Below are 25268 nucleotides of genomic sequence, written 5' to 3' on the forward strand. Positions count from 1 at the left end.
CCTCGACGGACACCTCGCCGCCGCGCCGGGCAGGGCGGAGAAGAGGAAGCCGGCGATCTCGACGGGCGGGGCCGCGGTGACGGCGGGGGCGGCGCCGGGCGTCCGCCGGGCCGGGTCGCCGACCCGCACGACGTAGGCGGAGCCGCCGCCGTTGGCGAAGAAGCCGTACACCGAGTGGGCCAGGTAGGTGCCCTCGGTGAAACCGCCGAACCGCTGGACGTACTGGTCCCAGTTGGTCACCAGTGTGGGCTCGTGGAAGGGGCCGGTCTCGGCGAAGCCGACGAACGCGGCGACGGCCGTGCCGACGCCCTCGATCGGCCGGGCACCGGACTGGACCTCCTCCACGTACACGCCCGGGGTGAGGTACGACGGCATACGCGCTCCTTCGGCTGGCCCTGCATTTTCGCCGGTCATTCGCCCCCGAGTCTGCTGCCCGGGCGGCACCCGGGGACATGTCCCCAGGTGCCGGACCGGGGGCAATGCCGCTGCCCCCGGCGGACACCGCCGTACGTACCCACCGGCCTCCGCCGCCCCGGAAGTGCTCGGCCGTGCCCGCCGGCCACGCGGGAGGCGCTCAGCCGTGCCCGGCGTCGCCGAGGACGCCCAGCCACGGCCCGAACTCGCTGGCCAGCACCAGCCGGCCGATCTCGATCCGGCCGCGGTGCTCCCGGCGCTGCTTGGGATCCAGCACCGTACGCAGCCGCCCCGCGGCGACCAGGGCCACCAGCGCCGCGTCGGCCGGGTCCACCCGGCTGAGCGGGCCCTTCAGCGCGGCGGTGACGGAGGCCGCCAGCGCCGCGCGCACCTCGGGCCCGTCCAGGGTGACCCGGGTGACCGGGAACACCCCGGCCGCCCGGCCCTGCTGGAGGCCGATCCAGCCCGCCTCCGCCAGGCCCTCCCGGATCCGCCGGGCCGGCTGGTCGCGCCCGACGCTGGGGGCGCGGCCGATCCACCAGCTCCAGCTGTGCGGCCGCTTCTCCTGGATCCGGCCCAGCAGGTGGGCGCTGTACGGGTCGAGGCCGGCCGAGGCGGCGGAGTCCCGGACCCTCGCGACGGCCGTCCGGCCCTCCTCGCGCACCAGTCCGCGGCGCAGCAGTTCGGTCAGCGCCGCCGCCTGCAGCACCAGGTGGAGGGTGGACTGCCGGGTGATCCGCCCGCGCCGCTGGTCGTAGGCGAGCAGGTACAGCTTCTCGGGCAGGTTGACGGGGAGGTCGGCGGGCGGCTTGCTGGGCAGTTTGGCGAGCAGGTCCATCTCGTTCTCCGGTCGTTCGGTCGGTGCCCGGCCCGCCGCGGTCAGTCCGCCGCGGAACCACCGCTCTGCGGACTCTCCGGGTTCTCCGGGCGGCTCTCCGGGCTCTCCTCGGGCGGGCTCTCCTTGGGCGGGCGTCCGCGCCGGGGGAGCCGGGCCGCGCCGCCGGGCATCCGGCCGGCGTCGGTGAGGGCGCGGCGGAGCAGGAACTCGATCTGGGCGTTGGTGCTGCGCAGTTCGTCCCCGGCCCACCGGGCCAGCGCGTCGTGAACTGAAGGGTCCAGTCGCAACAGGAGCTTCTTCCGTTCCGTCGCCAAGGCCTCGCCTTACTGGTAGAGGGAGCCCGTGTTCACGACGGGCTGGGTGCCGCGGTCGCCGCAGAGCACCACCAGGAGGTTGCTCACCATGGCGGCCTTGCGCTCCTCGTCCAGCTCCACGACATCGCGTTCGGCGAGCCGGTCCAGCGCCTCCTCGACCATACCGACGGCGCCCTCGACGATCAGCCTGCGCGCCGCCACCACGGCCCCGGCCTGCTGGCGCTGGAGCATCACCTGGGCGACCTCCGGAGCGTACGCGAGCCTGGTGATCCGGGACTCGATGACCCGCACTCCGGCCGCGGCGACCCGGGCGGCGATCTCGGTGGAGAGCTTGCGGGCGATCTCGTCCGCGCCGTCGCGCAGCGACAACTGGCCCTCGTGGTGGGCGTCGTACGGGTAGCTGGTGGCGATGTGCCGTACGGCCGTCTCGGTCTGGATGGCGACGAAGTCGGCGTAGTCGTCCACCTCGAAGACCGCCATCGCGGTGTCCTCGACCTGCCAGACCACCACGGCGGCCATCTCGATCGGGTTGCCGTCCGCGTCGTTGACCTTGGTGGTCTCCGTCTCGTGGTTGCGGATCCGGGTGGATATCCGGCGCCGGCTGGTGAAGGGGTTCAGCCAGGTCATGCCCTCGGCGCGGACGGTGCCCCGGTAGCGCCCGAGCAGCTGGACCACCCGGGCCTGTCCGGGCGAGACCACCGTCAGCCCGCACATCAGCACCACCGAGCCAAGCAGCAGCACCGGCCCGAGGACCATCAGCCCGATGCCCAACCCCTTTCCGCCGCCGGAGAGTTGGACCGCACCGGCGACGAAGGAGCCGACTCCGGCGAGCAGGCCGAGCAGCGTGCCGCCGAGGACCGGCAGGCCGGCCGCCCCGGTGATGGCCCGTTCGGTGATCTTGGGGACCGGGAGGTCCAGGACGGCACCGTCCTCGACGGCGAAAGGCGGGGTGGTCATGGGGCGACTCCTTCGGCGAGCATCCGCATCCGATGGCAAAGTGATATCACTTTTTGAGCGTGCGGCGCCAGGGTCCGGTGACGGGAAGGAGGGGACGAACGGCCGCGGAGAAGGCGGCGGGGAGCCGTCGGGGACGGTCGGGGCCGATGCCCACGGGCGGGTGAATTCCGGCGCGCCACACGGGGAAGGAGGGTGGCCGCGGCCTAGACTCTGCGACGTCGCATGCGGTGGAAAGACGGCGGGCCCCGGCTCGGCGGCCCGCCCGCGAAGGGTCGTCACGACACTCGTCGCACATCGAGAAGGTGGGGCGGGTGGGACTCGAACCCACGACCAAGGGATTATGAGTCCCCTGCTCTAACCGGCTGAGCTACCGCCCCGGTTCGCCGCGCGCGCCGGTCGTCGACACGGCAGCAGCAGACGGCCCCAGCGAGGCCGTCCCGGGCAGCATAGCCGGTCGATCACCCGTGATGCTCGCCGGGGGCGCACCTGGGTGCGCGACGGTGCGCCCCTCCCGGGCGGCGCAGCCCGGGTGGCGGCGGGGCACCCGTCCGGGGCAGCCTGGGCGGATGACGACACGTGGGACGGGGGCGGCGGCCGCGGCGCTCGCGCTGGTGCTGGCCGCGGCGGGCTGCACCACCGCGGCGCGGCCGGGCGAAAGCTCCCCGACCGTCACCTCCGCACCACCCACCGCCGCCGCCACCTCCACCTCCACCGCCGTCAACAGCCACGGCTGGAACCGGCAGCGGTTCAAGGGCGCGTCCGGCCGGCACACCGGCGTCACCCGCACCGCCAAGCCCACCGTGCTCAACGGCCTGGTCGGCGCGGTGTTCACCCGCAACGCCACCGGCGACCACTTCTGCACCGCCAGCGTGGTCGACAGCGCCGGGCTCAACCTCGTCGTCACCGCCGCCCACTGCGTTTGGGACCCGAAGCTCGGCCGGCGCGGCGACCTGGTCTTCGTCCCCGGCTACCGCGACGGCGACACCCCCAGCGGCGTCTGGCCGCTGCTGGCCGTCACCGTGGACGACGCCTGGAACGACCACGCCGACCCGGACATGGACGTCGCCTTCGCGGTCGTCCAGGCCCAGAACGGGCAGCAGGTCCAGCAGGTGCTCGGCGCCAACCGACTGGGCGTCAACCGCGGCTACCGGCTCCCGGTGAAGATCACCGGCTACCCGAGCAGCAGCGGCGTCCCGATCACCTGCTCCAACACCACCCTCCAGCAGAGCCCCACCCAGCTGCGGATCGACTGCCCCGACTACACCGGCGGCACCAGCGGCAGCCCCTGGGTCACCGACTTCGACCCGAGCACCAGGACCGGCACCGTGGTCGGCGTGATCGGCGGCTACCAGGAGGGCGGCAACAGCCCGGACACCTCGTACAGCAGCTACTTCGGCGACCGCGTCCAGGCCCTGTACGACCGCGCCACCGGCTGACCGGACGGCGGGCGGGACCCCGGCGGTGGCGCCGCCGGGCCCGGCCTGGTAGATCTTCCTCACGAACGGCGGAACGCACGGCCCCGGTGCCCGCCCCGAGGACGAGACGGAGCCCCGATGGCCTCCCGCCCGGCGCGTCCCGCGCACACGGCACGAACGGTCGCGCTGGCCGCGCTGCTGCTGGCCGCCGGCACCGCCTGCGGCGGGCAGGACGCGGCGCCCCGCGCCGAGGTCGCGCAGCGGAGCCCCGCCCGGGACCGGATCGGCACCCTCTCCATCCACACCGCGCAGGGACCGCGGGCCTGCACCGCGAGCGTGGTGCACAGCCCCCGGGGCAACCTGCTGGTCACCGCGGCGCACTGCGTGCAGACCCGCCGGATCGGCCTGCTGGACGGCCTGGTGTTCACCCCCGGCTACCGCAACGGGTCCACCCCGTACGGGACTTGGCCGGTGCAGGCGATCACCGTCGACCCGCGCTGGGCGGCCGGCGACGACCCCGAGTACGACGTGGCCTTCGTCACGGTGGGCCCGGTCGACGGCCGGCAGGTCGAGGAGGCGGTCGGCGGCAACCCGGTCGGCACCGGCCAGGGCTTCGGGCTGTCCGTCTCGGTCACCGGCTACCCGAACGAGAGCGACGAGCCGATCACCTGCGCCGTCCGCACCAGCTCGCAGAGCGCCACCCAGGAGCGCTTCGACTGCGGCGGCTACACCGACGGCACCAGCGGCAGCCCCTGGGTCACCTCGAACGGCGCGGTGGTCGGCGTGATCGGCGGCTACCAGGAGGGCGGGGAGACCCCCGGCACCTCGTACAGCGTCACCTTCGACCAGCGGGTCGCCGAGCTCTACCGGAAGGCGACCGCCTGACCCGGGAACCGCCCCCGGCGCCGGGGGCGGTGTCGCGCACGTCACGCCGCGGAGCCGGACGGGGACAACACGAAGGCCCCCCGGTCGACCGAGGGGCCTTCGCTCTGAGCAGTCACCGGGCAGGCCCGGTGCAGCTCCCGCAATTGGACTCGAACCAATAACCTGCCGATTAACAGTCGGCTGCTCTGCCAATTGAGCTATGCGGGATCGCGGTACCCAACTTCCGTACCACGGACGGGAACAGGACCCCGGAGGGCCTTCTCCCGAGCTCCCCCAATTGGACTCGAACCAATAACCTGCCGATTAACAGTCGGCTGCTCTGCCAATTGAGCTATGGGGGATCGGCTTCCGCCTCGGCCCCCGGTCTCCCGGGCTCCTCGGCGCTCGCTGCGGGACATACATTAGCGCACTCGGGGGGGTGGTCCGCCAATCGCTTTCCCGGATCGCCCCCGGATCGCCGCCCGGCGTGCCCCGCGCGCGCCCGGCGACGGGGCCGGGGATGCTGGGGCGCGGACGGTTCGCCGTCCCGACGTACGGGTAGGGCAATGCGGCAGAGGCCGCCAGGAGAGGGTGGATCCGACCATGTGGAAGCTGTCGTTGGCCGTGGGTTTCGCGGCCGGCTACGTCCTGGGCTCGCGAGCCGGGCGCCAGCGCTACGAACAGATCGCCAAGGTCACCCGGGAGATCGCCCGGAACCCCACGGTCCAGAACGCGACCGACCGGGCCCGGCAGCAGGCCGGTGCGGTGGCCGGGAAGGCGGCCGACGCGGTCGCCGGCCGGGTCGGCGACCGGCTGCCGAACGCCGTCACCGACCGGGTGCCGTACTTCAACCGCACCAGGGCGGAGGACGACGGCTGGGGGACCTTCCGGCCGTGAGCGCCGGGCCCGGCCCGACCGCCTCACCCGGGGCGGTCGGGCCGGGTACCCGCCGTCCGTGACGGGACGGTGACAGCTGGGCGAAGCGGACCCCGCCCCGGGGTCGCGAACCCGCAACAGGCCGCCCGGCCCGGACGCGTCCGGGGCCGGGCTGAGGCATGATCTCGGCATGGCCATCGTCGCGGGGATAGACAGCTCGACCAACCGCACCAGGATCGTCGCGTGCGACGCCGACACCGGCGCCGTCCTGCGCTCCGGCAAGGCGCCGCACCCCGTCCCCGAGGACCAGGACCTGCGCCCGGGCGAGGCCGACCCCCAGGTCTGGCTGCACTCGCTCGGCGACGCCGCGACCGGCGGCCTGCTGGAGAGCGTCCGGGCGATCGGGGTCAGCGCCCAGCAGCACGGGATGATCGGCCTCGACGCGGGCGGGGTGCTGGTCCGCCCGGCGATCCTCTGGAACGACCCGCGCTCCAGCGGCGCCGCCGCCAAACTGCTGGACGCCCTCGGCGGCCCGGCCGCCTGGACGGCCGCGATCGGCTCCGTGCCGGCCCCCACGTACACCGTCGCCAAGCTGCGCTGGCTGGCCGAGTTCGAGCCCGCCAACGCCCGCCGGGTCGCCGAGGTGCTGCTGCCGCACGACTGGCTGGTCTGGCAGCTGCTCGGCCACCCCAAGCGCCGCACCACCGACCGCGGCGACGCCTCCGGCACCGGCTACTGGTCGCCGATCACCGGCGAGTACCGGCAGGACCTGGTGGAGCTGGCGCTCGGCCACGAGCTCAGACTGCCCGACGTCCTGCCCCCGGCCGAGCCCGCCGGGCACACCCCCGAGGGCCTGCTGATCTCGGCCGGCACCGGGGACAACATGGCCGCCGCGCTGGGCCTGGGCCTCGGCCCGGGCGACGCGGTGGTCTCGCTCGGCAGCGCCGGGACGATCTTCGCGGTGCACGAGGAGGCCGTGGTCGACGCGTCCGGCCTGGTCTCCTCCTTCGCCGACGCCAGCGGCCGGCACCTGCCGATGGTCGCCACCCTCAACGCCGCCCAGGTGCTCCGCTCCACCGCCGCCCTGCTCGGCCGGGACCTGGAGGGCCTGAGCGACCTCGCCCTGCACTCCTCCCCCGGCGCCTACGGCCTGGTGCTGCTGCCGTACCTGGACGGCGAGCGCACCCCCGCGCTGCCGCACGCGGCCGGCACCCTGACCGGCCTGCGGGCCGAGGCGATGACCCCTCAGCACCTGGCCCGGGCCGCCGTCGAGGGCATGCTCTGCAACATCGCCGACGCCCTCGACGTGCTGCGCGCCCGGGGCGTCCCGGTGAAGCGGGTGTTCCTGCTCGGCACGGCCGGGCGGCTGCCCGCCGTCCGGCACATCGCCCCGATGCTGTTCGGCGTCCCGGTCGTGGTGCCGCCGCCCGGCGCGCACGCCGCCCGCGGGGCCGCCCGGCAGGCCGCCTGGGCGCTGGCCGGCACCCCGCAGCCCCCGGAGTGGGAGCTGCCCGACGCCGAGACCGTCGAGCCCGACGGGGAGCAGGACCTGGCGATCGGCTCGGCGGTGCGTCAGCAGTACCGGGCCGCCCGCGACCAGGTCCACCCGGAGGCGGCGGCCTGACCCCGGAGCGGGGGCGGCGCACCGAGCCCCGGAGCGCGGGGGTGACGGACCGCGCGGATGCGTCGCCCGGCACCCGGTGGCAGCGTGGGACGGGACACGGCCACCGACCCGAAGGACGGCAGGACGCCATGGCGCTGCACAAGGGGGCCGGCGGCGACCGCCGGCTGAGCATCGGCCCGTACCCGACCATCGCCGACCCGCTGGGCGCGATGAAGCTGGCCCCGCCGCTGCACCGGCTCGGCGAGGTCCCCGTCGCGGCCGAGACCGCGTACCAGCTGATCCACGACGAGCTGATGCTGGACGGCAACGCCAAGCTCAACCTGGCGACCTTCGTCACCACCTCGATGGAGGCCCAGGCCACCCGGCTGATGACCGAGTGCCTCGACAAGAACATGATCGACAAGGACGAGTACCCGCAGACCGCCGAACTGGAGCGGCGCTGCGTGGCGATCCTCGCCGACCTCTGGCACGCCCCCGACCCGGACGGCGCGGTCGGCTGCTCCACCACCGGCTCCAGCGAGGCCTGCATGCTGGCCGGCATGGCGCTCAAGCGCCGCTGGATGCACCGCAACGCCGACCGCTACGCCGCCGGGGCCCGGCCCAACCTGGTGATGGGCGTCAACGTGCAGGTGTGCTGGGAGAAGTTCTGCAACTTCTGGGAGATCGAGGCGCGCACCGCGCCGATGGAGGGCACCCGCTTCCACCTGGACGCCGAGCGGGCGGTCGCCCTGTGCGACGAGGACACCATCGGGGTGGTCGGCGTGCTCGGTTCCACCTTCGACGGCTCGTACGAGCCGGTCGCGGAGATCTGCGCGGCCCTGGACGCCTACCAGGAGCGCACCGGCACCGACGTCCCGGTGCACGTGGACGGCGCCTCCGGCGCCATGGTGGCGCCCTTCCTCGACCCGGAGCTGCTCTGGGACTTCCGGCTGCCCCGGGTGGCCTCGATCAACACCTCCGGCCACAAGTACGGCCTGGTGTACCCCGGCGTGGGCTGGGCGCTCTGGCGCGACCGGGCGGCGCTGCCGGAGGAGCTGGTCTTCCGGGTCAACTACCTGGGCGGCGAGATGCCGACCTTCGCCCTCAACTTCTCCCGGCCCGGCGCCGAGGTGGTGGCCCAGTACTACGTCTTCCTGCGGCTCGGCCGGGAGGGCTTCCGGGCCGTCCAGGGCGCCTGCCGCGAGGTCGCCACCTACCTGGCCGGGCGGATCGGGAAGCTGGACGGCTTCCGGCTGCTGACCCGGGGCGACCAGGTCCCGGTGTTCGCCCTCACCACCGAGGGGGACGTCCCGTTCGACGTGTTCGACGTCTCACGGCGGCTGCGCGAGCGCGGCTGGCAGGTCCCCGCGTACACCTTCCCGGCGAACCGGGAGGACCTGTCGGTGCTCCGGGTGGTCTGCCGCAACGGCTTCTCCCGGGACCTCGCCGACCTGCTGCTGGCCGACCTCGACCGGCTGCTGCCGGAGCTGCGGCGCCAGCCCGTCCCGCTCCGGGAGCTCGGGGTGCCGCCCCGGCCGGGCTTCCACCACTGACCCCGTTCGCGCGGCCGGGCGTGCATCCGGCCGGTCGTACGACCGGGAGAACGTCACGGCGGGGAGGGCGCAGCGAAGCGCCCTCCCCGCCGGAGCATCCCGGCGGACCCGGGGCAGCCTCCCCCCGCGAGGCTGCCCCGGACCGGTGGGGGCCGGGAGCGGGTGCGGACCGACGACGGGTGATCGATCGGGGTCCGAACGGTTCCACCGACGGGTGGACCGCACCGGCCAGAGAACTCTGCACGATGACCACATGGATGTTCGAGCGTCTCCGGGGGTTGTGAGACACTTCCGTCCGTCTCAGCGCCATGACCTGGGGTTTGGGACGCCAGGCCGATCAGGTTGGAGAAGCGGAGACGCCGAACGGCCCGGACCGGGACCCTGCCGCTCCCCGTTCCCCGCCCCCCGTTTCTCGAGTTTGGAGCGCCGCCGTGGGTTCCGCCTGGAAGCAGCTGCCCGACGAGCTGTCCGAGCCCGCCAGACGCCTGGCGGAGGAGCTCCGGGCCGTCAAGGACGCCGCCGGACTGTCGCTGTCCGAACTGGCCGCCCGCACCCACTACAGCCGGGCCTCCTGGGAGCGCTGGCTCAACGGCAAGCGGGTCGTCACCGAGCAGGCGCTGGACGCGCTGGCCGGGGCGGTCGAGTGCGACGGGGCCGCGCTGCGGGCGCTGTGGCGGCGGGCGGTGGCCGGGCCGGAGGCCGTCGCTGACGGGCCCTCGGGCGCCGAGGATGCCGCCGTGGAGGAGGCCGTCTCCGTCGCGGAGGCGCCGGTGGCCGGGCAGGAGCCCGGGCCCGCCCCCGCCGTCTGGTGGCGGCGCCCGGCGGCGCTGGTCTCCGGTGCGGCCGCGCTGGCGCTGCTGCTGGTGCTGGTGGGCCTGCGGATCAGCCGGCACGACGGGCAGGCCGCGGCGGCCGACCGGCCCGCCGCGACGACCGGTGCCTCCGCCGGTCCCAAGCCCGGGCCCACCGCCCCGGCCTGTCAGGCCGTCGGCTGCGCGCACAAGGACCCGAAGACCACCGGCTGCGGCAAGGACGCCCGGACCCTGCAGACCCAGGTGGTCGGCAAGGTGGTCGTCTACCTCCGGTACAGCCAGACCTGCCGGGCCGCCTGGGCGGCCATCACCGAGGGCCAGCCGAAGGACTACGCGACGATCACCGACGGCACCGGCGAGAGCGAGACGGCACTCATCCACTGGGGCTACGACAACTACTCGGCGATGCTGGACGCGGCGGACCCGACCGTCACCTTCCAGGTCTGCGGCTACCAGCCGGCCGGCCACGACTGCACCGCGGTCGTCTCCGACCTGGCCATGGTGGTGGCCTCCACCCCGATCCCGATCGGACCCGCCTCTCCCCCGCCGGGCACCGGCGCGGGCGCGTCCACGACCCCGGCCCCGGCCACACCGGCCGACCCCGCTCCGACCGACCCGTCGGCGCCGACCGCGTCGCCGAGTCCGTCCTAGGGTCCGGGCTCAGTCGAGGTACCCGCGCAGCTGCTCGGCGCAGGCGTGGTCGCGGAGCTTGACCAGGGTCTTCGACTCGATCTGGCGGATCCGCTCCCGCGTCACGCCGAACACCGCGCCGATCTCCTCCAGCGTGCGCGGGCGGCCGTCGTCCAGCCCGTAGCGGAGCTGGACGACCTGGCGCTCCCGATCCCCCAGGGTGGCCAGGACGGCCTCCAGGTGCTGGCGCAGCAGCAGGAAGGTCGCGGACTCGGCGGGCGAGGCGGCGTCGGCGTCCTCGATCAGGTCCCCGAGCGCGACGTCCTCCTCCTCGCCGACCGGGGTGTGCAGCGAGATCGGCTCCTGGGCCAGCCGGAGCAGCTCGCGCACCCGTTCCTCGGTCAGCTCCAGGGCGGCGGCGATATCGGCCGCGGTCGGTTCCAGGCCGCGTTCCTGGAGCAGGCCGCGCTTCGCCCGGACCACCCGGTTGATCAGCTCGACCACGTGCACCGGCACCCGGATCGTCCGGGCCTGGTCGGCCAGGGCCCGGCTCATCGCCTGCCGGATCCACCAGGTCGCGTACGTGGAGAACTTGAAACCGCGGGTGTAGTCGAACTTCTCCACCGCGCGGATCAGGCCCAGGTTGCCCTCCTGGACCAGGTCCAGCAGGGTCAGCCCGCGCCCGACGTAGCGCTTGGCGACGGAGACGACCAGTCGCAGGTTCGCCTCGATCAGCCGGCGCTTGGCGATCCGGCCCCGCACCACCAGGGTGTCCAGCTCGCCGCCCAGCGGGTCGGGCGGCGGCGGGTCGCCGTTCAGCCGCTCCTCGGCGAAGACGCCGGCCTCCACCCGGCGGGCCAGCTCGACCTCCTCCTCGGCGGTGAGCAGGCGGATCCGGCCGATCTCGCGCAGGTACTGGCGCAGCAGGTCGGCGGCCGGCCCGGTGTCGTCGGCGGGCCCGCGGCGCTCGTCCGGGTCCTCGGCGCCGGACCCGGTTTCGGGGTCCGGGCTGTCCGGATGGCCCTCCGGCAGGCCCTGGGCGGGGATCCGGGCACCGTCCGGGGGCACCGCCCCGGCCCGGCCGTGGTGGGTGTCCTGCTCCCCGTCCGGTTCGGCGGGGTTCGCTCTCGTACTGGTGGTGGTCGCTGCGACGACGCCTTGCTCCACGGGCATCCCCTCGGGGCGGGCGCGACTCTGGCGGACCCGCGCAGTACGGAGGTGGGACGCCCTCCAGTGTGCGGTACGCCACGCTCCGTGGCCGAGACTCGTGCGCCGACTTTCTGCGCGCGGGTTCGGGCGCCGGGTCCGGACACCGCGTCCGGGCGGCGGGTGCCGCGGGGCGCGCTACAGCGCCGCCGCGCCCTGACTGCGCAGCTGCTGCCCGTACTGCTGGAGCTGCCACAGCTCGGTCTGCACCGCGTGCAGCTGCTCGGCCTCGGCCCGGGGGCCGAGCCGCTGGAGGTAGCCGCGGACCTCGGTGATCCGCCGGTCCACCGCCAGCAGGCGCAGCTTGACCAGGAACTCCCCCGCGTAGATCGCGTCCGCCTTGCGGCGCGAGCGGACCGGCTCGACGGTCAGCTCGGTGACCAGCGAGCGCACCTGGTCGTCCGGGGCCGCCTCGCGCACCGCGCTGGTGAAGTCGGGCAGGGTCGCCCCGTACGCGGCGCCGCCGGCCTTGGCGACGGCCTGCCGGACGGCGGTGTACGGCGGGGTCGGGAACTCGTCCTCGCCGTAGTGGTCGAAGGCCGGGCTGACCAGGTCCGGGTGCTGGAGCGCCAGCTTGAGCAGCTCCCGCTCGACGAACTGGGCCGGGTCGCGCGGGTTGAGCCGGTAGGCGGGCTGCGCGGCGCGCTGCGGCTGGGCCGGCTCGGGGCGGCGCTGGGCGGCCGCGCCGCGCGGGTTCTGCTGGCGCTCGCGGTCCCAACGGGCCAGCTGGGAGATCCGGCGGACGACGAACTGCTCGTCCAGGATGCCGAGCATGCCGGCCAGGCGGACGGCGTACTCGTGCTGGATCGAGCGGTCCTTGATCTTGGCGACGATCGGGGCCGCCTCCTCCAGCGCCGCCGAGCGCCCCTCCGGGGTGTCCACCCGGTGCCGGGCGACCGCCGAGGTCAGCGCGAACTCGAACAGCGGGACCGGGTTGTCGATCAGGTGCTTGACCGCCTCGTCGCCCTGGGCCAGGCGCAGCTCGCACGGGTCCATGCCGCCCGGGCTGACCGCGATGGAGGTCTTGGCGGCGAACTTCTGGTCGTCCTCGAAGGCGCGCAGGGCGGCCTTCTGCCCGGCCGCGTCGCCGTCGAAGGTGAAGACGGTCTCGCCCCGGTACTGCGAGGTGTCCATCAGCAGTCGTCGGATGATCTTGATGTGGTCCTCGGCGAAGGCGGTGCCGCAGGTGGCCACCGCCGAGGTGACCCCGGCCAGGTGGCAGGCCATCACGTCGGTGTAGCCCTCGACCACCACCGCGCGGCCCGACTTGGCGATCTCCTTCTTCGCCAGGTCGATCCCGTACAGCACGTGGGACTTCTTGTAGATCGGCGTCTCGGGGGTGTTGAGGTACTTCGGGCCGTTGTCGTCCTCGCGCAGGCGGCGGGCGCCGAAGCCGACCACCTCGCCCGCGATGTCCCGGATCGGCCAGACCAGCCGGCCCCGGAAGCGGTCGATCAGGCCGCCGCGCTGGCCCTGCGAGGCGAGGCCGCCGAGCAGGATCTCCTTGTCGGTGAAGCCCTTGCCGCGCAGGTAGCGGACCAGGTGCTCCCAGCCCGCGGGGGCGTAGCCGACGCCGAAGGTCTTGGCGGCCTCCTCGTCGAAGCCGCGCTCGGCCAGGAAGCGGCGGCCGATCTCCGCCTCCGGCGAGGCCAGCTGCTCCTGGTACCAGGCGGCGGCCACCTTGTGCGCCTCGACCAGCCGGGTGCGCTCGCCCTGCTGGTGGCGGGGGCTGTAGCCGCCCTCCTCGTAGCGCAGGGTGATGCCGGCCTGGGCGGCCATCCGCTCGACGGCCTCGGCGAAGGTGAAGTGCTCGATCTTCATCAGGAAGGCGATGGTGTCGCCGTTCTCCTGGCAGCCGAAGCAGTGGAAGACGCCCTTGGCGGGGTTCACGTAGAAGGAGGCGGACTTCTCGTCGTGGAAGGGGCAGACGCCCTTGTACTCACCACCGCCACCGTTGGTCAGCTGTACGTAGTCGCCGACCACCGCGTCGATCGGCAGTGCGCTGCGCACCGCCTGTACGTCTTCGTCCCTGATCCGCCCGGCCACCCCGGAAGTCTACTGGGGCGGCGGGGCATTCCGGCCGCGCCGAGGGCTCGGCCCCGGTCGGAGCACGGCCGCACCGGAGCCGTCGCGGCCGCGCCCGGCGGCTACGCCCAGGCGGCGCCGACGAGTTTGGCGTGCAGGGCCAGGGCGGAGGCGTCCGTGAGGGTGGCGATCTGGTCGACGACCGTGCGCAGGGCGGCGCGGTCGTCCTCGGCCTCGTGGTACATGGCGGCGAACACCGGGTCCAGCCCGTCGGGGGCGCGCTGGGTGAGGACGTACGCCAGCTCGGCGATCACGATCCGCTGCCGGGCCCGCAACTGGGCCTGCTCGTCGCGCTGCATCACGAAGCGGACGGCGACCGCCTTGAGCACCGCGCACTCCAGCCGGACGTCCCTCGGCACCACCAGCTCGGCGGCGTAGCGGGTGAGCCGGCCGGGGCCGTAGCGGGCGCGGGTGGCCTGCTCGGCGGCCAGGCAGAAGCGGCCGATCAGCTGGCTGGTGAGGTCCTTGAGGCCGGCCCGGGCCCGGGCAGTGCCGTCGTAGGAGCGGGGCCACCACTCCTGGGCGAGCAGCCGGTCCAGGGCGGCGGCCAGCTCCTCCGGCTCGGCGTCGGGGGCGTAGCGCTCGGCGACCTTGAAGAGTTCGGCGCGCTCGCCGGGGGCGCGCAGCACGGCCGGGTCGATGTGGCCGGCCTGGAGGCCGTCCTCGACGTCGTGGGTGGAGTAGGCCACGTCGTCGGACCAGTCCATCACGGTGGCCTCGAAGCACTTGCGCCCGGCCGGGGAGCCGGCCCGCAGCCAGCGGAAGACCGGCAGGTCGTCGGCGTAGACGCCGTACTTGGAGGAGGCCGGGTCGGTGGGGTGGGCGCCCTTGGTCCACGGGTACTTGCCGGCGGCGTCGAGCGCGGCCCGGCTCAGGTTGAGGCCGACGCTGCGGCCCGGCCAGGGGGCGAGCCGGACGGCCGGCTGCTCCCCCTCGGGCGCGAAGCGCTTGGGTTCGAGCCGGGTCAGGATGCGCAGCGACTGGGCGTTGCCCTCGAAGCCGCCGCAGGCCTCGGCGGCCTGGTCGAGGGCCTCCTCGCCGGTGTGGCCGAACGGCGGGTGGCCGATGTCGTGGGCCAGGCAGGCGGTCTCCACGAGGTCCGGGTCACAGCCCAGGGCGGCGCCCAACTCCCGCCCGACCTGGGCGCATTCGAGGGAGTGGGTGAGCCGGGTGCGCGGGAAGTCGCTGCGCATCGGGGCGACCACCTGGGTGGTGCCGGCCAGCCGGCGCAGCGCCGCCGAGTGCAGCACCCGGGCGCGGTCCCGTTGGAAGGCCGTACGGCCCGGGCGCTTGTCGGGTTCGGGGACCCAGCGGGCCTCGGCGGCGTGGTCGTACGTGATCGGGGCGGCGAGGCGGTGCGTGGTGTCGTCCATATGTCCTTCACGGTACGCCGCGCCCCCGACACGCGGGGTGTGCCGCGCACGAAGGGGTGCGGGCCGGGGCGTGAACGGTGCGCGGCGCGCGGGTGCCCGCCCCGGTGGGTCGGCCCCACCCGGCCCGCGCACCCCTCGCGCCCCCTCCGTCCCGCGCCCCGGCGCGGGCGTCCTCAGCCCTTGATCGCCTTCAGGACCACCCCGGACATCGCCTCCTGCCCCTTGGCGTTGGGGTGGATCGGCGCCGACCCCTGGGCCGGGAGCGGCGGCTCCACCCAGCGCTTGTCCTCCCCCGCGCACATGTCGTGCCCGGCCGAGGGCCCGGCGAGGTCGACGAACACCGCGCCGGCCGCGTCCGCGCGCTTCTTGAGCATGCCGTTGAGCTGCTGCTGCTTCTCCACCAGGAAGGCGAGGTCGGAGGCGGCCACCGCGTTGCCCAGCACCGGCAGGCAGTTCGCCGGGTCGGCCGGGAGCAGCCCCGGGTAGCCGATCACGTACACCTTGGCCTTCGGGGAGCGCTTCTTGACGTCCTGGAGCACCTGGCCGATCCGGTCGCCGGCCGCGTCCACCTTGCGCTGGACCTCGTCGGTGCCGCTGCCGGCGGCGTAGTGGTCGCGGCAGGGCGAGTCGCTGATCCGGTCCGCGCTGTCGCTGATCACGCCCTTGACGATGTCCACCAGGTTGGCCTTGGCGCACTCCGTCACGACCTCGATGAAGCCGGCGTCGTTGCCGCCGATCCCCAGGGTGACCAGCCGGGTGTCCGCGGTGAGCGCGTCCAGCTGGGCCGGGTTGGTGCCGTCGGCGACCTTCTGCGGGCCGGTCAGGTCCCCGGTGCGGGCGCCGCTGCAGCTGACGTCCTTGAACTGGTCGGCGGCGAGCGAGAGCCCCTTCGCCACCAGGGACGGGTAGTTGGCCCCGGAGCGGTAGCAGGCGCCCGGCTCGCCGACCTGCGGGGCGATCTTCATCCCCGCGGTGTACGAGTCGCCGAGCGCGACGTACGGGCCGGTGGGCGGCGGGGCGGCGGTCGGCGACGCGGCCGCGCCGGCCCGCGCGCGGTCGGACGCCGTGCCCGCGGCGCCGCCGGCCCCGCTGTCCGAAGCGGTGTTGTCGGTGCAGCCGGCCAGCAGCGCTGCGGCCAGTCCGACGGTCAGGGCGATGGTCGGGCGAACGGTCCTCGGCATGGTCTCCCCCCGGGGATACGGGTCACGGTCGGCTCCTTGCGGCGGCCCGTCCCCCGGGCACATCAGGGGCCAACGAACGATCGCGGCCGATGACTCCCGCCCCGGCCGAATCGCCTTACGGCGGGCCCGAACCGGCCGGAAACCGACCCCGGGGCCGTCCGGGCACCGGCTTCCGACCGCTTCCGCGCGCCCTCTCCGGCCGGCGCACCACGAAACCGCGTGCGCGTCGGCCGCTCCGCGTCGACTACTCCGCGTCGACTACTCCGCGCCGCGCTCGTGCTCGGCCAGGAACTGCTCGAAGCGCCGCCCCAGTTCGTCCGCCGAGGGCAGGTCCACCGGCTCGGCCAGCAGGCTCTCCCGGCCCTCCGCGCCCGCCACGGCGTCGTACTGGCCCTCCATGCCGCGGATCGCCGAGCGCAACTCGCCGTCCCCCTGGGCCAGCTGCTCCTCGATGTCGGCGTAGACCTCGGAGACCTGCTCGCGCAGCCCGGTGCCGGGCAGCACCAGCCCGGTGGCGGACTGCACCGCCTCCAGGACCTGCACGGCCGCCGCCGGGTAGGCGGAGCGGGCCACGTAGTGCGGGACGTGCACGGCGAAGCCCAGGACGTCGCACCCGGCCTCGGCCAGGCGGTACTCCACCAGCGCCTGGGCGCTGCCCGGCACCTGCGCCTGCTCGAACCACTGCGGGTAGCCCGGGGCGAGGTCCAGCCGGTTGCCGTGCGGCGTCATGCCGACCGGGCGGGTGTGCGGCACGCCCATCGGGATGCCGTGGAAGTCGATCGAGAGCCGGACCTCGAAGCGCTCCACCAGCTCGCGGACGGCCCGCGCGAAGCGCTCCCACTCGACGTCCGGCTCGGGGCCGCTGAGCAGCAGGAACGGCGCGCCGGCGGCGTCGTGGACGAGCTGGAGCAGGATCTCCGGGGGGTCGTAGGACGTCCAGTGGTCGTGGTCGAAGACCATCGCCGGGCGGCGGGCCCGGTAGTCCACCAGACGGTCGTGGTCGAAGCGGGCCACGACCTGCGGCGAGCCCGTCTCCAGCAGGTGGGCCACCACCTGGCCGCCGGCCTCCCCGGCGTCCATGAAGCCCTCGTAGTGCTGGAGCAGCACGAGGCCGGCACCGGTGTCGCGCAACTGCTCGTTGGCCGCGGCGACGGCGGCCACGCCCTGCTGATCCAGCTCGTACAACGCCTGGAAGTCACGCACCGCGCACCCAACCCCGTTCCCTGCTCGTTCCGGTCGACCGGCTTCTCGTCCTCTGCAGCGTGCCGGGCGCCGCCGGAATTCCCGCCCCGGCCCCGCCCCGCCCCCGCCCCGCGGACGGACACGTCCACGGGGCCGTTCCGGAGCCGCTCCACGGCCGCTCCGGTACCCGTCCGACGGCTCCCCGGGGGGCGCGCCCGACGGCCTCGGCCGACCGTTCCGGACCATGATCGCACCCGACCGAAGAGCCCCTGGTCACGGCCCTGGTAGCGCCCCCGCGGGAGGCCCGTCCGCGGGGCCCCGGAACGGCCCGCGCGGCCATTCGCGTGCCGCGAAGTGACGCACCGCCTTCTGGCGGGTATCGTCCTCTCGCTGCCTCGCATCGTCGCGTCGTCGCCACGTCGTCCGTAACGCCGTCGGCCACGTCCCGGTCCGCTGCTCGGCCAGCCCCCACGACGCATCTTGCCTTCACCTGGCCGCCCGCTTCCCTTCGCGCTCTCGTCTCCTCTTCGGCCATTTCGCGGACGCACACTGTCCCCTCGCTGTTCCCGCCGGACCGGTCCGAGGACCCGTGTCCGTTCCGGCACCCCCGCGCCGCCCGCTCCGGGCCGCCGCCCCCACCCCGTTCGACCGGACCTCCGGCGTGCGCGGGTACCCGGCGGACGGACCCGGGCCCAGGCGTACCCATGTCCAGCGCACCCCGTGCCGTACCCCGGCCCGGGAGGCTCCCTCCGACCGATGAAGGACAGAAGGTTCCGTGCCCGTACCTGTCACCCTCACCGGCCGCACCGTGCGGCTGGAGCCCCTCGCCGCGCACCATGCCGAGGCCATCGCCGAGGCCGGCGCCGAGGACCGTACGACCTACGCCTTCACCCCCGTCCCGCACGGCCTGGAAGCCGCCCGCGACTACGTCGCGCGGGCGCTCGCCGACCAGGCCGCGGGACGGTCGCTGCCGTTCGCGACGGTGAACGTCGCCGACGGCCGGGTCGTCGGCTCCACCCGCTTCCTGGAACTCGACTACTGGCAGGGCCCGATGGTGTGGCCGCCCGTGCCCGGCGTCCCGTTCGGCGATCCGGCCACGGCCGTCCCGGACGCGGCCGAGATCGGCAACAGCTGGCTCTCGCCGCGCGCCCAGGGCACCGGCATCAACACCGAGGCCAAGCTGCTGATGCTGCGCCACGCCTTCGAGACCTGGGGCGTGCAGCGGATCTCGATGCGCGCGGACGCCCGCAACATGCGCTCGCGCGCCGCCATCGAGCGGCTCGGCGCGACCTCCGAGGGCGTCCGCCGGGCGCACTCGCGCGGGCTGGACGGGGTGGTGCGCTCCACCGCGTTCTACTCGATCCTCGACGACGAGTGGCCGGCCGTCCGCGACATCATCGAGCTGCGGATCGCCGCCGCCACCTCGCCGAGCGCCCCGGATCCGGCGATCAACCAGGAGTGCCTTAGACAGGGCGGCAGCGGCGCCGGGCAGCTGATGATCACGGTCTGAGGCCGGCCCGGAGCGGCTCGTAGCCGAGGCGCGCCAAGCCCAGGACGGCCGGCAGGGTCGTGCGGTCGTCCCAGGCCCGGTGGCGTCCCGGGTGCGCCTCGACCAGCGCCTCCACCGGCCGCCAGCCGCCCCGCACCCGGGCCACCCGGACCCGGTAGACCTCCGCGCCGCCCACACCGCGGTGCAGGTGCAGCACGCCCTCGGAGACGACGGAGGCCCAGCGCCCGTCCACGTCCCGGGCCCGCAGGCCGCGCCTGATCCGCTCCCAGTCGACGTCCGACCAGAGCAGGTCCGGCACCGGGTGCGGGCGGGGCAGGCGGATCGGCGTCAGGTGCGGCTCCCCGGCCGCGCGGACGCCGCCCGGCTCCGGGAACGCCCACGCGGGCAGCGGCTCCCGGGCGGCCAGCCAGGCCCGCGGGATGCCTCCGGTGCCGGTGTGCGCCGCCACCACTCCCCCGGTGATGGCGGCGACGGTGTCCATGTCGCCGCCGGCCGCGATCGCCTCCCACACGGCGGTGCGGTAGTCGGCCAGGTTCCGGGCGGCGCACCACAGGGCGTACGGGACGGTGTCGGCCGCGGAGGTCCGGCTGCCGTTGCCGAGCACCTGCGCGGCGAGCCGGAAGTCCGGCCGGGCGAGCAGCCCGCGGGCCTCCTCCAGGCCGTCCCTGACCGCCCCGTTCGGGGTGAGGTCGGCGACCGCCGCCAGGAAGGCCTCCGGCGTCATGGCCTCCGCCCGCGCCCGCACCGCGTACGCGGCCGCCACCGCGACCGCGATCGCGCCGTCCACGGCCTGCGGGTGGGTGTGGGTGATGACGGCGGTGTCGGCGGCGGGCCGGACGACGGCGGCCGGGTCCTCGGCGTACGCCGCCCCCAGCGGGGCGACCCGCATCGCGGCGCCGTTGCCGTACGAGCCCTGGCCGTCGAAGAGTTCGGCGGCCAGCCGCCGGGCGTCGCCGCCCTCGCGGACCAGCCGGAGCAGCCGGTTGGCGGCCGGGCCGTAGCCGCGGTCGAAGTCGTGGCGGAGGGCGAAGGCGTGGGTGAGGTCGAAGGTGTCGATCGCGCCGCGCTCGGTGTGGGCGGCGTGGACCGAGCAGGCCATCTCGGTGTCGTCGGTCCAGGGCCAGGGGTTGGGCGGTTCGGTGCGGGCGGCGAGGTGGGCCCGGGCGGTTTCCGGGACGAACATCTGGGCGCCGAGGGCGTCGCCCACGGAGAGGCCGTTGAGGGAGTCCAGCGCGGGGCCGGTGTGCGTGGATGGAATGGTCATATGCCCTCCAGCTCACCGGGTTGACCGCCGTCCCGTCAACACCCGTGGCCGGTGTCCCCACCGACGGGGGATGTTTCGCATACCTCCGATTCCGGCGGGCAGGCACCGGGGCATGACCCGCGCGAACCCCCTCGACCCGGTCGCCCTGCTCGGCGCCGACCAGCAGCACATCGCCACCCGGGCGCAGCTGCGCCGGCTCGGGGTGCCCTCCGGCACCATCGCCCACCGGCTGCGGCCGGGCGGGCCCTGGCAACAGGTCCTGCCCCGGGTGATCTGCCTCCAGAGCGGCCGGTTGACGGTCCACCAGAAGCTGCGGGCCGCGCTGGCGTACGCGACGCCGAAGGGCCGCGACCCGCGGGCCGGGGAGGTGCTGCTGACCGGCTTCGCGGTGCTGGCCGAGGCCGGGCTGCCGAGCGCCGGACACCCGTCCGACCTGAACGCGGTCGACATCCTGATCCCGACTCAACGGCGGGTCGGGGACAGGGAGTTCGTCCGGATCCACCGGGCCTCCGGGGCGATGCCGGGCGGCTTCGAGCGGGACGACGGGCTGTGGAGCACCACGGTCGCCCGGGCGCTGGCCGACCTCGCGCCGGGGGAGACCGGGCAGCGCCGGTTCCGGGCGCTGTGCGCGGAGGCCGTCCAGCGGCGGCACTGCGAACTCGGCGAGCTGCTCGACCAGTTGCTGTCCCGCCCGGGTGCGCTCGGACTGCCCCAGGTGGCCAGGGTGGTGGAGGACCTGACGGTCGGGGTGCGGTCGGTGGTGGAGGGCGAGGCCCGCGAACTGCTGGCGCACGCGGGGCTGCCGGAGCCGCTGTGGAACCCGGTGCTCTTCCTGGACGGCCGCTTCCTCGCCGTCCCGGACGCCTACTGGCCGCACGCCTGCGTGGCCCTGGAGATCGACTCCCGCGCCTGGCACCTGCGCCCCGCCGAGCACGAACGGGGCCTCGCCCGCGCCAACCGCCTCACCGCCGCCGGCCTCCCGGTGGTCCGCACCACCCCGGTCCAGCTCCGCCGCGACCCGGCCCCGGTGCTCCACGAGCTCACCGCCCTGGTCACCACCGGCCCGCACGCCCCCCACCCCCGCGTCACCTGGCGCCGGGCCCGGTGAGGGGCGCGCGGCGAAGGCTGCCGAGGCCCCGCTCAGCAGCGGGAGTCGATCTCCTGGAAGGTGGCGTAGTGGTCGGCGGACCAGTACTGCTCGCCGGAGTCGCCGGTCACCACGCGGCGGGTGCCGCGGTCGTTGGAGCCGGGGGTGACGACGGTGTACTCGTGGTAGTAGCCGCCGGACTTCTTGGGGAGGCGGCTCTCGCGGTTCTCGAAGACGATGCCGTCGCGGTTGTACGGGTAGGGGCCGCCCTTGGCGATCAGGCCGAGGGTGTCCTGGGCCTGGCTGGGGAGCTTGGTGCGGCAGACGTCGGCCATGGCCGGGTCGGTCGGGACCCAGGTGCCGGCCGCGGCGGGGGTGGTGCCGGCGCCCCCGGCGGGCGGGCTCGGCTTGGGGGCCGAGGGCTTGGGCGCCGTGGACCCGGACGTCGTGGCACCGGCGGCCGCGCTCGTGGTGGCGCTCGCGGCGGCCTTGGGGTGGCCGCTCCCCTGGTTGGCGAGGAGGTACCCGGCCCCGGCCAGGACCGCCAGGATCAGCACGGCCACGGCGACGAGCGGGTTTCTGCGGTTGGTCATGCGGTCCAGCTTGGCAGGCGGCCGGGCCGGGCCGGGCCAGCTACACACGTGGCCGCCGCCACACCGTCCGGTGCGCCGGCCCGTACGCGGACGTACGGCCGGGCGGGAACGGACGCCGTTGTCCGTTCCCGCCCGGCCGTGTCACGTACGCCGGTTCTCCTGCGCCGAGCTCCGGTGTACGCCCTCCCGACGGGAGGGGAAGCGGTCAGTCGTGCCCGCGCGTGAGGTGGGGATGCCTACCCTCCTCAGCGCGAGTCGCTGCCCGCCGTCTCGATGGCGGCGCGGCCTGCCTCCAGGCGCGCCACCGGGATCCGGAAGGGGGAGCAGGAGACGTAGTCCAGCCCCACCTCGTGGAAGAAGTGGACCGAGTCCGGGTCGCCGCCGTGCTCGCCGCAGACGCCGAGCTTGAGGTCGGGGCGGGTGGCCCGGCCGGCCTCGACGGCGTGCTTGACCAGCGAGCCGACGCCGTCGCGGTCGATGGTCTCGAACGGGGAGACCCCGAAGATGCCCTTCTCCAGGTAGGCGGTGAAGAACGAGGCCTCCACGTCGTCCCGGGAGAAGCCCCAGACCGTCTGGGTCAGGTCGTTGGTGCCGAAGGAGAAGAACTCGGCGGCCTCGGCGATCTGCCCGGCGGTCACCGCGGCGCGCGGCAGCTCGATCATGGTGCCGAGCTTGATGTCCAGCTTGACGCCGGTGGTCCGGGCGACCTCGGCGAGCACCCGCTCGCACTCGTCGCGGACCAGCTCCAGCTCCTGGACGGTGCCGACCAGCGGGATCATCACCTCGGGGCGCGGGTCCCCGCCGGCCAGCCGGCGCTCGGCGGCGGCCTCGGCGATGGCCCGGACCTGCATGCCGAACAGGCCGGGGATGACCAGGCCGAGGCGGACGCCGCGCAGGCCGAGCATCGGGTTCTGCTCGTGCAGCTTGTGCACCGCCTGGAGCAGGCGCAGGTCGTTCTCGTTCGGGTCCTTGCGGGCCTCGGCGAGGGCGACGCGCACCGACAGCTCGGTGATGTCCGGCAGGAACTCGTGCAGCGGCGGGTCGAGCAGCCGGACGGTGACCGGCAGGCCGTCCATCGCCTGGAAGAGCTCCAGGAAGTCGCCCTTCTGCAGCGGCAGCAGGGTGGAGAGGGCGAGCTCGCGGTCCTTGTCGTTGTCCGCCAGGATCAGGTGCTCGACCTCCTTGCGGCGCTCCTCGCCGAGGAACATGTGCTCGGTGCGGCACAGGCCGATGCCCTGGGCGCCGTAGCGGCGGGCGCGCCCGCCGTCCTCGGCGTTGTCGGCGTTGGCGCGCACCGCGAGGCGGCGGCGGCCGTCGGCGTGCGACATCAGCCGGTGCACGGCCTGGACGAGGCCGCCCTGGACGTCGGCGCCGGCGTGCAGGGTGCCCTCGAAGTACTCCACCACCGCGGAGGGGAGCACGGGCACCTCGCCGAGGTAGACCTTGCCGGTCGCGCCGTCGATCGAGACGACGTCGCCCTCCTCCAGCACCAGGCCGTCGGCGGTGGTCATCCGGCGGCGCTTGGTGTCGACCTCCAGCTCCTCGGCGCCGCAGACGCAGGTCTTGCCCATGCCGCGGGCGACGACGGCGGCGTGCGAGGTCTTGCCGCCGCGCGAGGTGAGGATGCCCTCGGCGGCGATCATGCCGTCCAGGTCGTCCGGGTTGGTCTCGCGGCGGACCAGGATGACCTTCTCGCCGGAGCGCGACCACTTCACCGCGGTGTAGGAGTCGAAGACGATCTTGCCGATCGCGGCGCCGGGCGAGGCCGCGAGGCCCCTGGCGATCTGCTTCGACTCGGAGTCGGGGGCGAAGCGCGGGAACATCAGCTGCGAGAGCTGGCCGCCGGTGACCCGCATCAGGGCCTCGTCCAGGTCGATCAGGCCCTGGTCGACCAGCTGGACGGCGATCCGGAAGGCGGCCGCGGCGGTGCGCTTGCCGACCCGGGTCTGGAGCATCCAGAGCTTGCCGCGCTCGATGGTGAACTCGATGTCGCAGAGGTCGCGGTAGTGGTTCTCGAGCGTCTGCATGATCGCCATCAGCTCGTCGTACGACTTCTTGTCGAGCTTCTCCAGCTCGGACAGCTGCAGCGTGTTGCGGATGCCGGCGACGACGTCCTCGCCCTGGGCGTTGGACAGGTAGTCGCCGTAGACGCCCTGGGTGCCGGTGGAGGGGTCGCGGGTGAAGGCGACGCCGGTGCCGGAGTCCTCGCCGAGGTTGCCGAAGACCATGCTGCAGACGTTGACCGCGGTGCCCAGGTCGTTCGGGATGCGCTCCTGGCGGCGGTACAGCCGGGCGCGGTCGCCGTTCCAGGAGTGGAAGACGGCGTGGATGGCGAGGTCCATCTGCTCGCGCGGGTCCTGCGGGAAGGCCCGGCCGGTCTCGCGCTCGACGATGCCCTTGAACACCTCGACCAGCGTCTTGAGGTCGGCGGCGTCCAGGTCCAGGTCGTTGACGGTGCCCTTGGCGTGCTTGGCCTCGTCCAGGGCCTCCTCGAACAGCTCGCCGTCGACGCCCAGCACGGTCTTGCCGAACATCTGGACCAGGCGGCGGTAGGAGTCCCAGGCGAAGCGCTCGTTGCCGGACTGGGCGACGAGGCCGACCACCGAGGCGTCGGAGAGACCGATGTTGAGGACGGTGTCCATCATGCCGGGCATGGAGAACTTCGCGCCGGAGCGGACCGAGACCAGGAGGGGGTTGTCGGCCTGGCCGAGCTTCTTGCCCATCTCCTGCTCGAGGGCGTCCAGGTGGGCGCTGATCTCCTCGTGCAGGGAGGACGGCTCGCTGCCGGTCTCCAGGAAGACCTTGCAGGCCTCGGTGGTGATGGTGAACCCCGGAGGGACGGGGAGGCCCAGGTTGGTCATCTCGGCCAGGTTCGCGCCCTTGCCGCCAAGAAGATCCTTGAGGTCCTTGTTTCCTTCGGTGAAGGAGTAAACAAACTTCTGCTGGGACGGCACGGGTCGGTCTCCTCGTACGCGGTTGCCCTGACGCCGGAGAACATACCCATTTCGAAGGCACTTCTCTGCCCTGAATAGGCCACCCGAGGCTGGTACCCAGCGGTAACCCGCTAGATCGAAAGCACATAAAGGCGTTCACCTCTGTTGGTGAAATCGTCCGCCTGACGCGAGCAAGCATTCAACTCTTGAAGGCATACACCCGCGAAGATCGTGCGATCCGGACGCACCGTAGCGACCGCGGGTCCATGGCGTTGCCCCGGCTTGATTTCCTGCACCCGGATCGCCCAATCACCGGTCGACCGACTTCGGGAAGCGATTCACAGCCGACCTGTCCATTTCGTCCACTGACCGGCCGTCAGCCCCCACCGCGTGTGGCAAGCGTCACCAGGGCGTCTCACCGGTCGAACGTAGAGCGCCTGCGCCGATCGTCGCACTGTGTCCAGAAACGTGCCCGCTCCGTGACATTCGGACGCCGAAAAGGAGCCCTCTTGTCCAGGATGGACAAGAGGGCTGGGACCGGGTGGCCATCGACCCGAACGGGTCATTTTCGCCAGGTC

19 protein-coding genes, 3 tRNA genes and 1 pseudogene are annotated in these 25268 nt (G+C 74.1%); 8 read left to right on the forward strand and 15 right to left on the reverse strand.

The features are described 5' to 3' along the window. The 5 genes and pseudogenes from ACWDCZ_RS27765 to ACWDCZ_RS27785 all read right to left on the reverse strand — a co-directional run. A pseudogene (locus ACWDCZ_RS27765) lies at nt 1–375 on the reverse strand (phage tail sheath family protein); the annotation flags it as partial. A gap of 199 nt (nt 376–574) precedes the next feature. Beyond that, entirely contained in the window at nt 575–1252 is a 678-nt protein-coding gene (locus tag ACWDCZ_RS27770) for a GOLPH3/VPS74 family protein (RefSeq protein WP_449817251.1), read from the reverse strand. A 41-nt stretch (nt 1253–1293) separates the two neighbouring features. Next, nucleotides 1294–1566, reverse strand: coding sequence for a hypothetical protein (locus ACWDCZ_RS27775; RefSeq protein ID WP_049650208.1), 273 nt, complete (start codon nt 1564–1566; stop codon nt 1294–1296). A 9-nt stretch (nt 1567–1575) separates the two neighbouring features. After that, complete coding sequence (locus tag ACWDCZ_RS27780; protein ID WP_049650209.1) at nt 1576–2523, reverse strand: SPFH domain-containing protein; 948 nt, start codon at nt 2521–2523, stop codon at nt 1576–1578. A 303-nt stretch (nt 2524–2826) separates the two neighbouring features. Continuing rightward, nucleotides 2827–2900: transfer RNA gene (locus ACWDCZ_RS27785), tRNA-Ile, on the reverse strand. Between the two features lie 189 nt (nt 2901–3089). On the opposite strand from ACWDCZ_RS27785, the gene ACWDCZ_RS27790 reads away from it, so the two are divergent. Both ACWDCZ_RS27790 and ACWDCZ_RS27795 read left to right on the forward strand, forming a co-directional pair. Continuing rightward, nucleotides 3090–3959 (forward strand): trypsin-like serine peptidase, encoded by an 870-nt coding sequence (locus ACWDCZ_RS27790; RefSeq protein ID WP_449817252.1) that lies wholly within the window; start codon nt 3090–3092, stop codon nt 3957–3959. Between the two features lie 117 nt (nt 3960–4076). Beyond that, nucleotides 4077–4823 carry a trypsin-like serine peptidase gene (locus ACWDCZ_RS27795; RefSeq protein ID WP_053111986.1) on the forward strand — a complete coding sequence of 249 codons (747 nt, stop codon included), beginning with the start codon at nt 4077–4079 and terminating at the stop codon, nt 4821–4823. A 134-nt stretch (nt 4824–4957) separates the two neighbouring features. On the opposite strand, the gene ACWDCZ_RS27800 is transcribed toward ACWDCZ_RS27795, so the two are convergent. Both ACWDCZ_RS27800 and ACWDCZ_RS27805 read right to left on the reverse strand, forming a co-directional pair. Then, nucleotides 4958–5030, reverse strand: a tRNA-Asn gene (locus tag ACWDCZ_RS27800). A gap of 61 nt (nt 5031–5091) precedes the next feature. Beyond that, a tRNA-Asn gene (locus ACWDCZ_RS27805) sits at nt 5092–5164 on the reverse strand. Between the two features lie 229 nt (nt 5165–5393). Here ACWDCZ_RS27805 and ACWDCZ_RS27810 point away from each other — a divergent pair. From ACWDCZ_RS27810 to ACWDCZ_RS27825, 4 genes are all read left to right on the forward strand, one after another. Then, nucleotides 5394–5699 carry a hypothetical protein gene (locus ACWDCZ_RS27810; RefSeq protein WP_310593127.1) on the forward strand — a complete coding sequence of 102 codons (306 nt, stop codon included), beginning with the start codon at nt 5394–5396 and terminating at the stop codon, nt 5697–5699. A 169-nt stretch (nt 5700–5868) separates the two neighbouring features. Then, a complete protein-coding gene (locus ACWDCZ_RS27815; protein WP_380745223.1) occupies nt 5869–7302 on the forward strand; it encodes an FGGY family carbohydrate kinase in 1434 nt (477 codons plus the stop codon). Between the two features lie 128 nt (nt 7303–7430). After that, a complete protein-coding gene (locus ACWDCZ_RS27820) occupies nt 7431–8834 on the forward strand; it encodes a glutamate decarboxylase (RefSeq protein WP_074000755.1) in 1404 nt (467 codons plus the stop codon). 431 nt (nt 8835–9265) lie between these two features. After that, nucleotides 9266–10297 carry a DUF2690 domain-containing protein gene (locus tag ACWDCZ_RS27825; RefSeq protein ID WP_449817253.1) on the forward strand — a complete coding sequence of 344 codons (1032 nt, stop codon included), beginning with the start codon at nt 9266–9268 and terminating at the stop codon, nt 10295–10297. Between the two features lie 9 nt (nt 10298–10306). Here the strand turns inward: ACWDCZ_RS27825 and ACWDCZ_RS27830 are convergent, their stop codons facing one another. The 5 genes from ACWDCZ_RS27830 to ACWDCZ_RS27850 all read right to left on the reverse strand — a co-directional run bounded on the left by ACWDCZ_RS27830 (nt 10307) and on the right by ACWDCZ_RS27850 (nt 17324). Next, entirely contained in the window at nt 10307–11449 is a 1143-nt protein-coding gene (locus ACWDCZ_RS27830) for an RNA polymerase sigma factor (protein WP_387966228.1), read from the reverse strand. A 171-nt stretch (nt 11450–11620) separates the two neighbouring features. Then, nucleotides 11621–13528 carry a DNA primase gene (gene dnaG, locus ACWDCZ_RS27835; protein WP_380779633.1) on the reverse strand — a complete coding sequence of 636 codons (1908 nt, stop codon included), beginning with the start codon at nt 13526–13528 and terminating at the stop codon, nt 11621–11623. Nucleotides 13529–13629: 101 nt separating this feature from the next. Then, nucleotides 13630–14940 (reverse strand): deoxyguanosinetriphosphate triphosphohydrolase, encoded by a 1311-nt coding sequence (locus ACWDCZ_RS27840; RefSeq protein ID WP_049650217.1) that lies wholly within the window; start codon nt 14938–14940, stop codon nt 13630–13632. Nucleotides 14941–15113: 173 nt separating this feature from the next. Further along, nucleotides 15114–16121 carry an SGNH/GDSL hydrolase family protein gene (locus ACWDCZ_RS27845; RefSeq protein WP_380744789.1) on the reverse strand — a complete coding sequence of 336 codons (1008 nt, stop codon included), beginning with the start codon at nt 16119–16121 and terminating at the stop codon, nt 15114–15116. A gap of 258 nt (nt 16122–16379) precedes the next feature. Then, nucleotides 16380–17324 (reverse strand): PAC2 family protein, encoded by a 945-nt coding sequence (locus tag ACWDCZ_RS27850; RefSeq protein ID WP_117487697.1) that lies wholly within the window; start codon nt 17322–17324, stop codon nt 16380–16382. Nucleotides 17325–18078: 754 nt separating this feature from the next. On the opposite strand from ACWDCZ_RS27850, the gene ACWDCZ_RS27855 reads away from it, so the two are divergent. Beyond that, a complete protein-coding gene (locus tag ACWDCZ_RS27855) occupies nt 18079–18813 on the forward strand; it encodes a GNAT family N-acetyltransferase (RefSeq protein WP_049650219.1) in 735 nt (244 codons plus the stop codon). Here ACWDCZ_RS27855 and ACWDCZ_RS27860 read toward each other — a convergent pair. Continuing rightward, entirely contained in the window at nt 18803–20077 is a 1275-nt protein-coding gene (locus ACWDCZ_RS27860; protein ID WP_449817254.1) for an ADP-ribosylglycohydrolase family protein, read from the reverse strand. The genes ACWDCZ_RS27855 and ACWDCZ_RS27860 overlap by 11 nt on opposite strands. A gap of 112 nt (nt 20078–20189) precedes the next feature. On the opposite strand from ACWDCZ_RS27860, the gene ACWDCZ_RS27865 reads away from it, so the two are divergent. Beyond that, nucleotides 20190–21185 (forward strand): hypothetical protein, encoded by a 996-nt coding sequence (locus ACWDCZ_RS27865; protein WP_449817255.1) that lies wholly within the window; start codon nt 20190–20192, stop codon nt 21183–21185. A gap of 32 nt (nt 21186–21217) precedes the next feature. Here ACWDCZ_RS27865 and ACWDCZ_RS27870 read toward each other — a convergent pair whose 3' ends face one another. Then, a complete protein-coding gene (locus ACWDCZ_RS27870) occupies nt 21218–21757 on the reverse strand; it encodes a ribonuclease (RefSeq protein ID WP_079271730.1) in 540 nt (179 codons plus the stop codon). 245 nt (nt 21758–22002) lie between these two features. Beyond that, nucleotides 22003–24711 (reverse strand): pyruvate, phosphate dikinase, encoded by a 2709-nt coding sequence (gene ppdK, locus ACWDCZ_RS27875; protein ID WP_387827008.1) that lies wholly within the window; start codon nt 24709–24711, stop codon nt 22003–22005. Nucleotides 24712–25268 lie beyond the last annotated feature (557 nt).

The sequence above is a fragment of the Kitasatospora sp. NPDC001225 genome (genome assembly GCF_053597855.1).

Excerpts from the sequence above, each read along its gene's own strand:
- ACWDCZ_RS27770 (WP_449817251.1), bottom strand. The coding sequence starts at position 1,252 with ATGGACCTGCTCGCCAAACTGCCCAGCAAGCCGCCCGCCGACCTCCCC.
- ACWDCZ_RS27780 (WP_049650209.1), bottom strand. The coding sequence starts at position 2,523 with ATGACCACCCCGCCTTTCGCCGTCGAGGACGGTGCCGTCCTGGACCTC.
- ACWDCZ_RS27790 (WP_449817252.1), top strand. The coding sequence starts at position 3,090 with ATGACGACACGTGGGACGGGGGCGGCGGCCGCGGCGCTCGCGCTGGTG.
- ACWDCZ_RS27795 (WP_053111986.1), top strand. The coding sequence starts at position 4,077 with ATGGCCTCCCGCCCGGCGCGTCCCGCGCACACGGCACGAACGGTCGCG.
- ACWDCZ_RS27815 (WP_380745223.1), top strand. The coding sequence starts at position 5,869 with ATGGCCATCGTCGCGGGGATAGACAGCTCGACCAACCGCACCAGGATC.
- ACWDCZ_RS27820 (WP_074000755.1), top strand. The coding sequence starts at position 7,431 with ATGGCGCTGCACAAGGGGGCCGGCGGCGACCGCCGGCTGAGCATCGGC.
- ACWDCZ_RS27830 (WP_387966228.1), bottom strand. The coding sequence starts at position 11,449 with ATGCCCGTGGAGCAAGGCGTCGTCGCAGCGACCACCACCAGTACGAGA.
- ACWDCZ_RS27840 (WP_049650217.1), bottom strand. The coding sequence starts at position 14,940 with ATGGACGACACCACGCACCGCCTCGCCGCCCCGATCACGTACGACCAC.
- ACWDCZ_RS27845 (WP_380744789.1), bottom strand. The coding sequence starts at position 16,121 with ATGCCGAGGACCGTTCGCCCGACCATCGCCCTGACCGTCGGACTGGCC.
- ACWDCZ_RS27860 (WP_449817254.1), bottom strand. The coding sequence starts at position 20,077 with ATGACCATTCCATCCACGCACACCGGCCCCGCGCTGGACTCCCTCAAC.
- ACWDCZ_RS27865 (WP_449817255.1), top strand. The coding sequence starts at position 20,190 with ATGACCCGCGCGAACCCCCTCGACCCGGTCGCCCTGCTCGGCGCCGAC.
- ACWDCZ_RS27870 (WP_079271730.1), bottom strand. The coding sequence starts at position 21,757 with ATGACCAACCGCAGAAACCCGCTCGTCGCCGTGGCCGTGCTGATCCTG.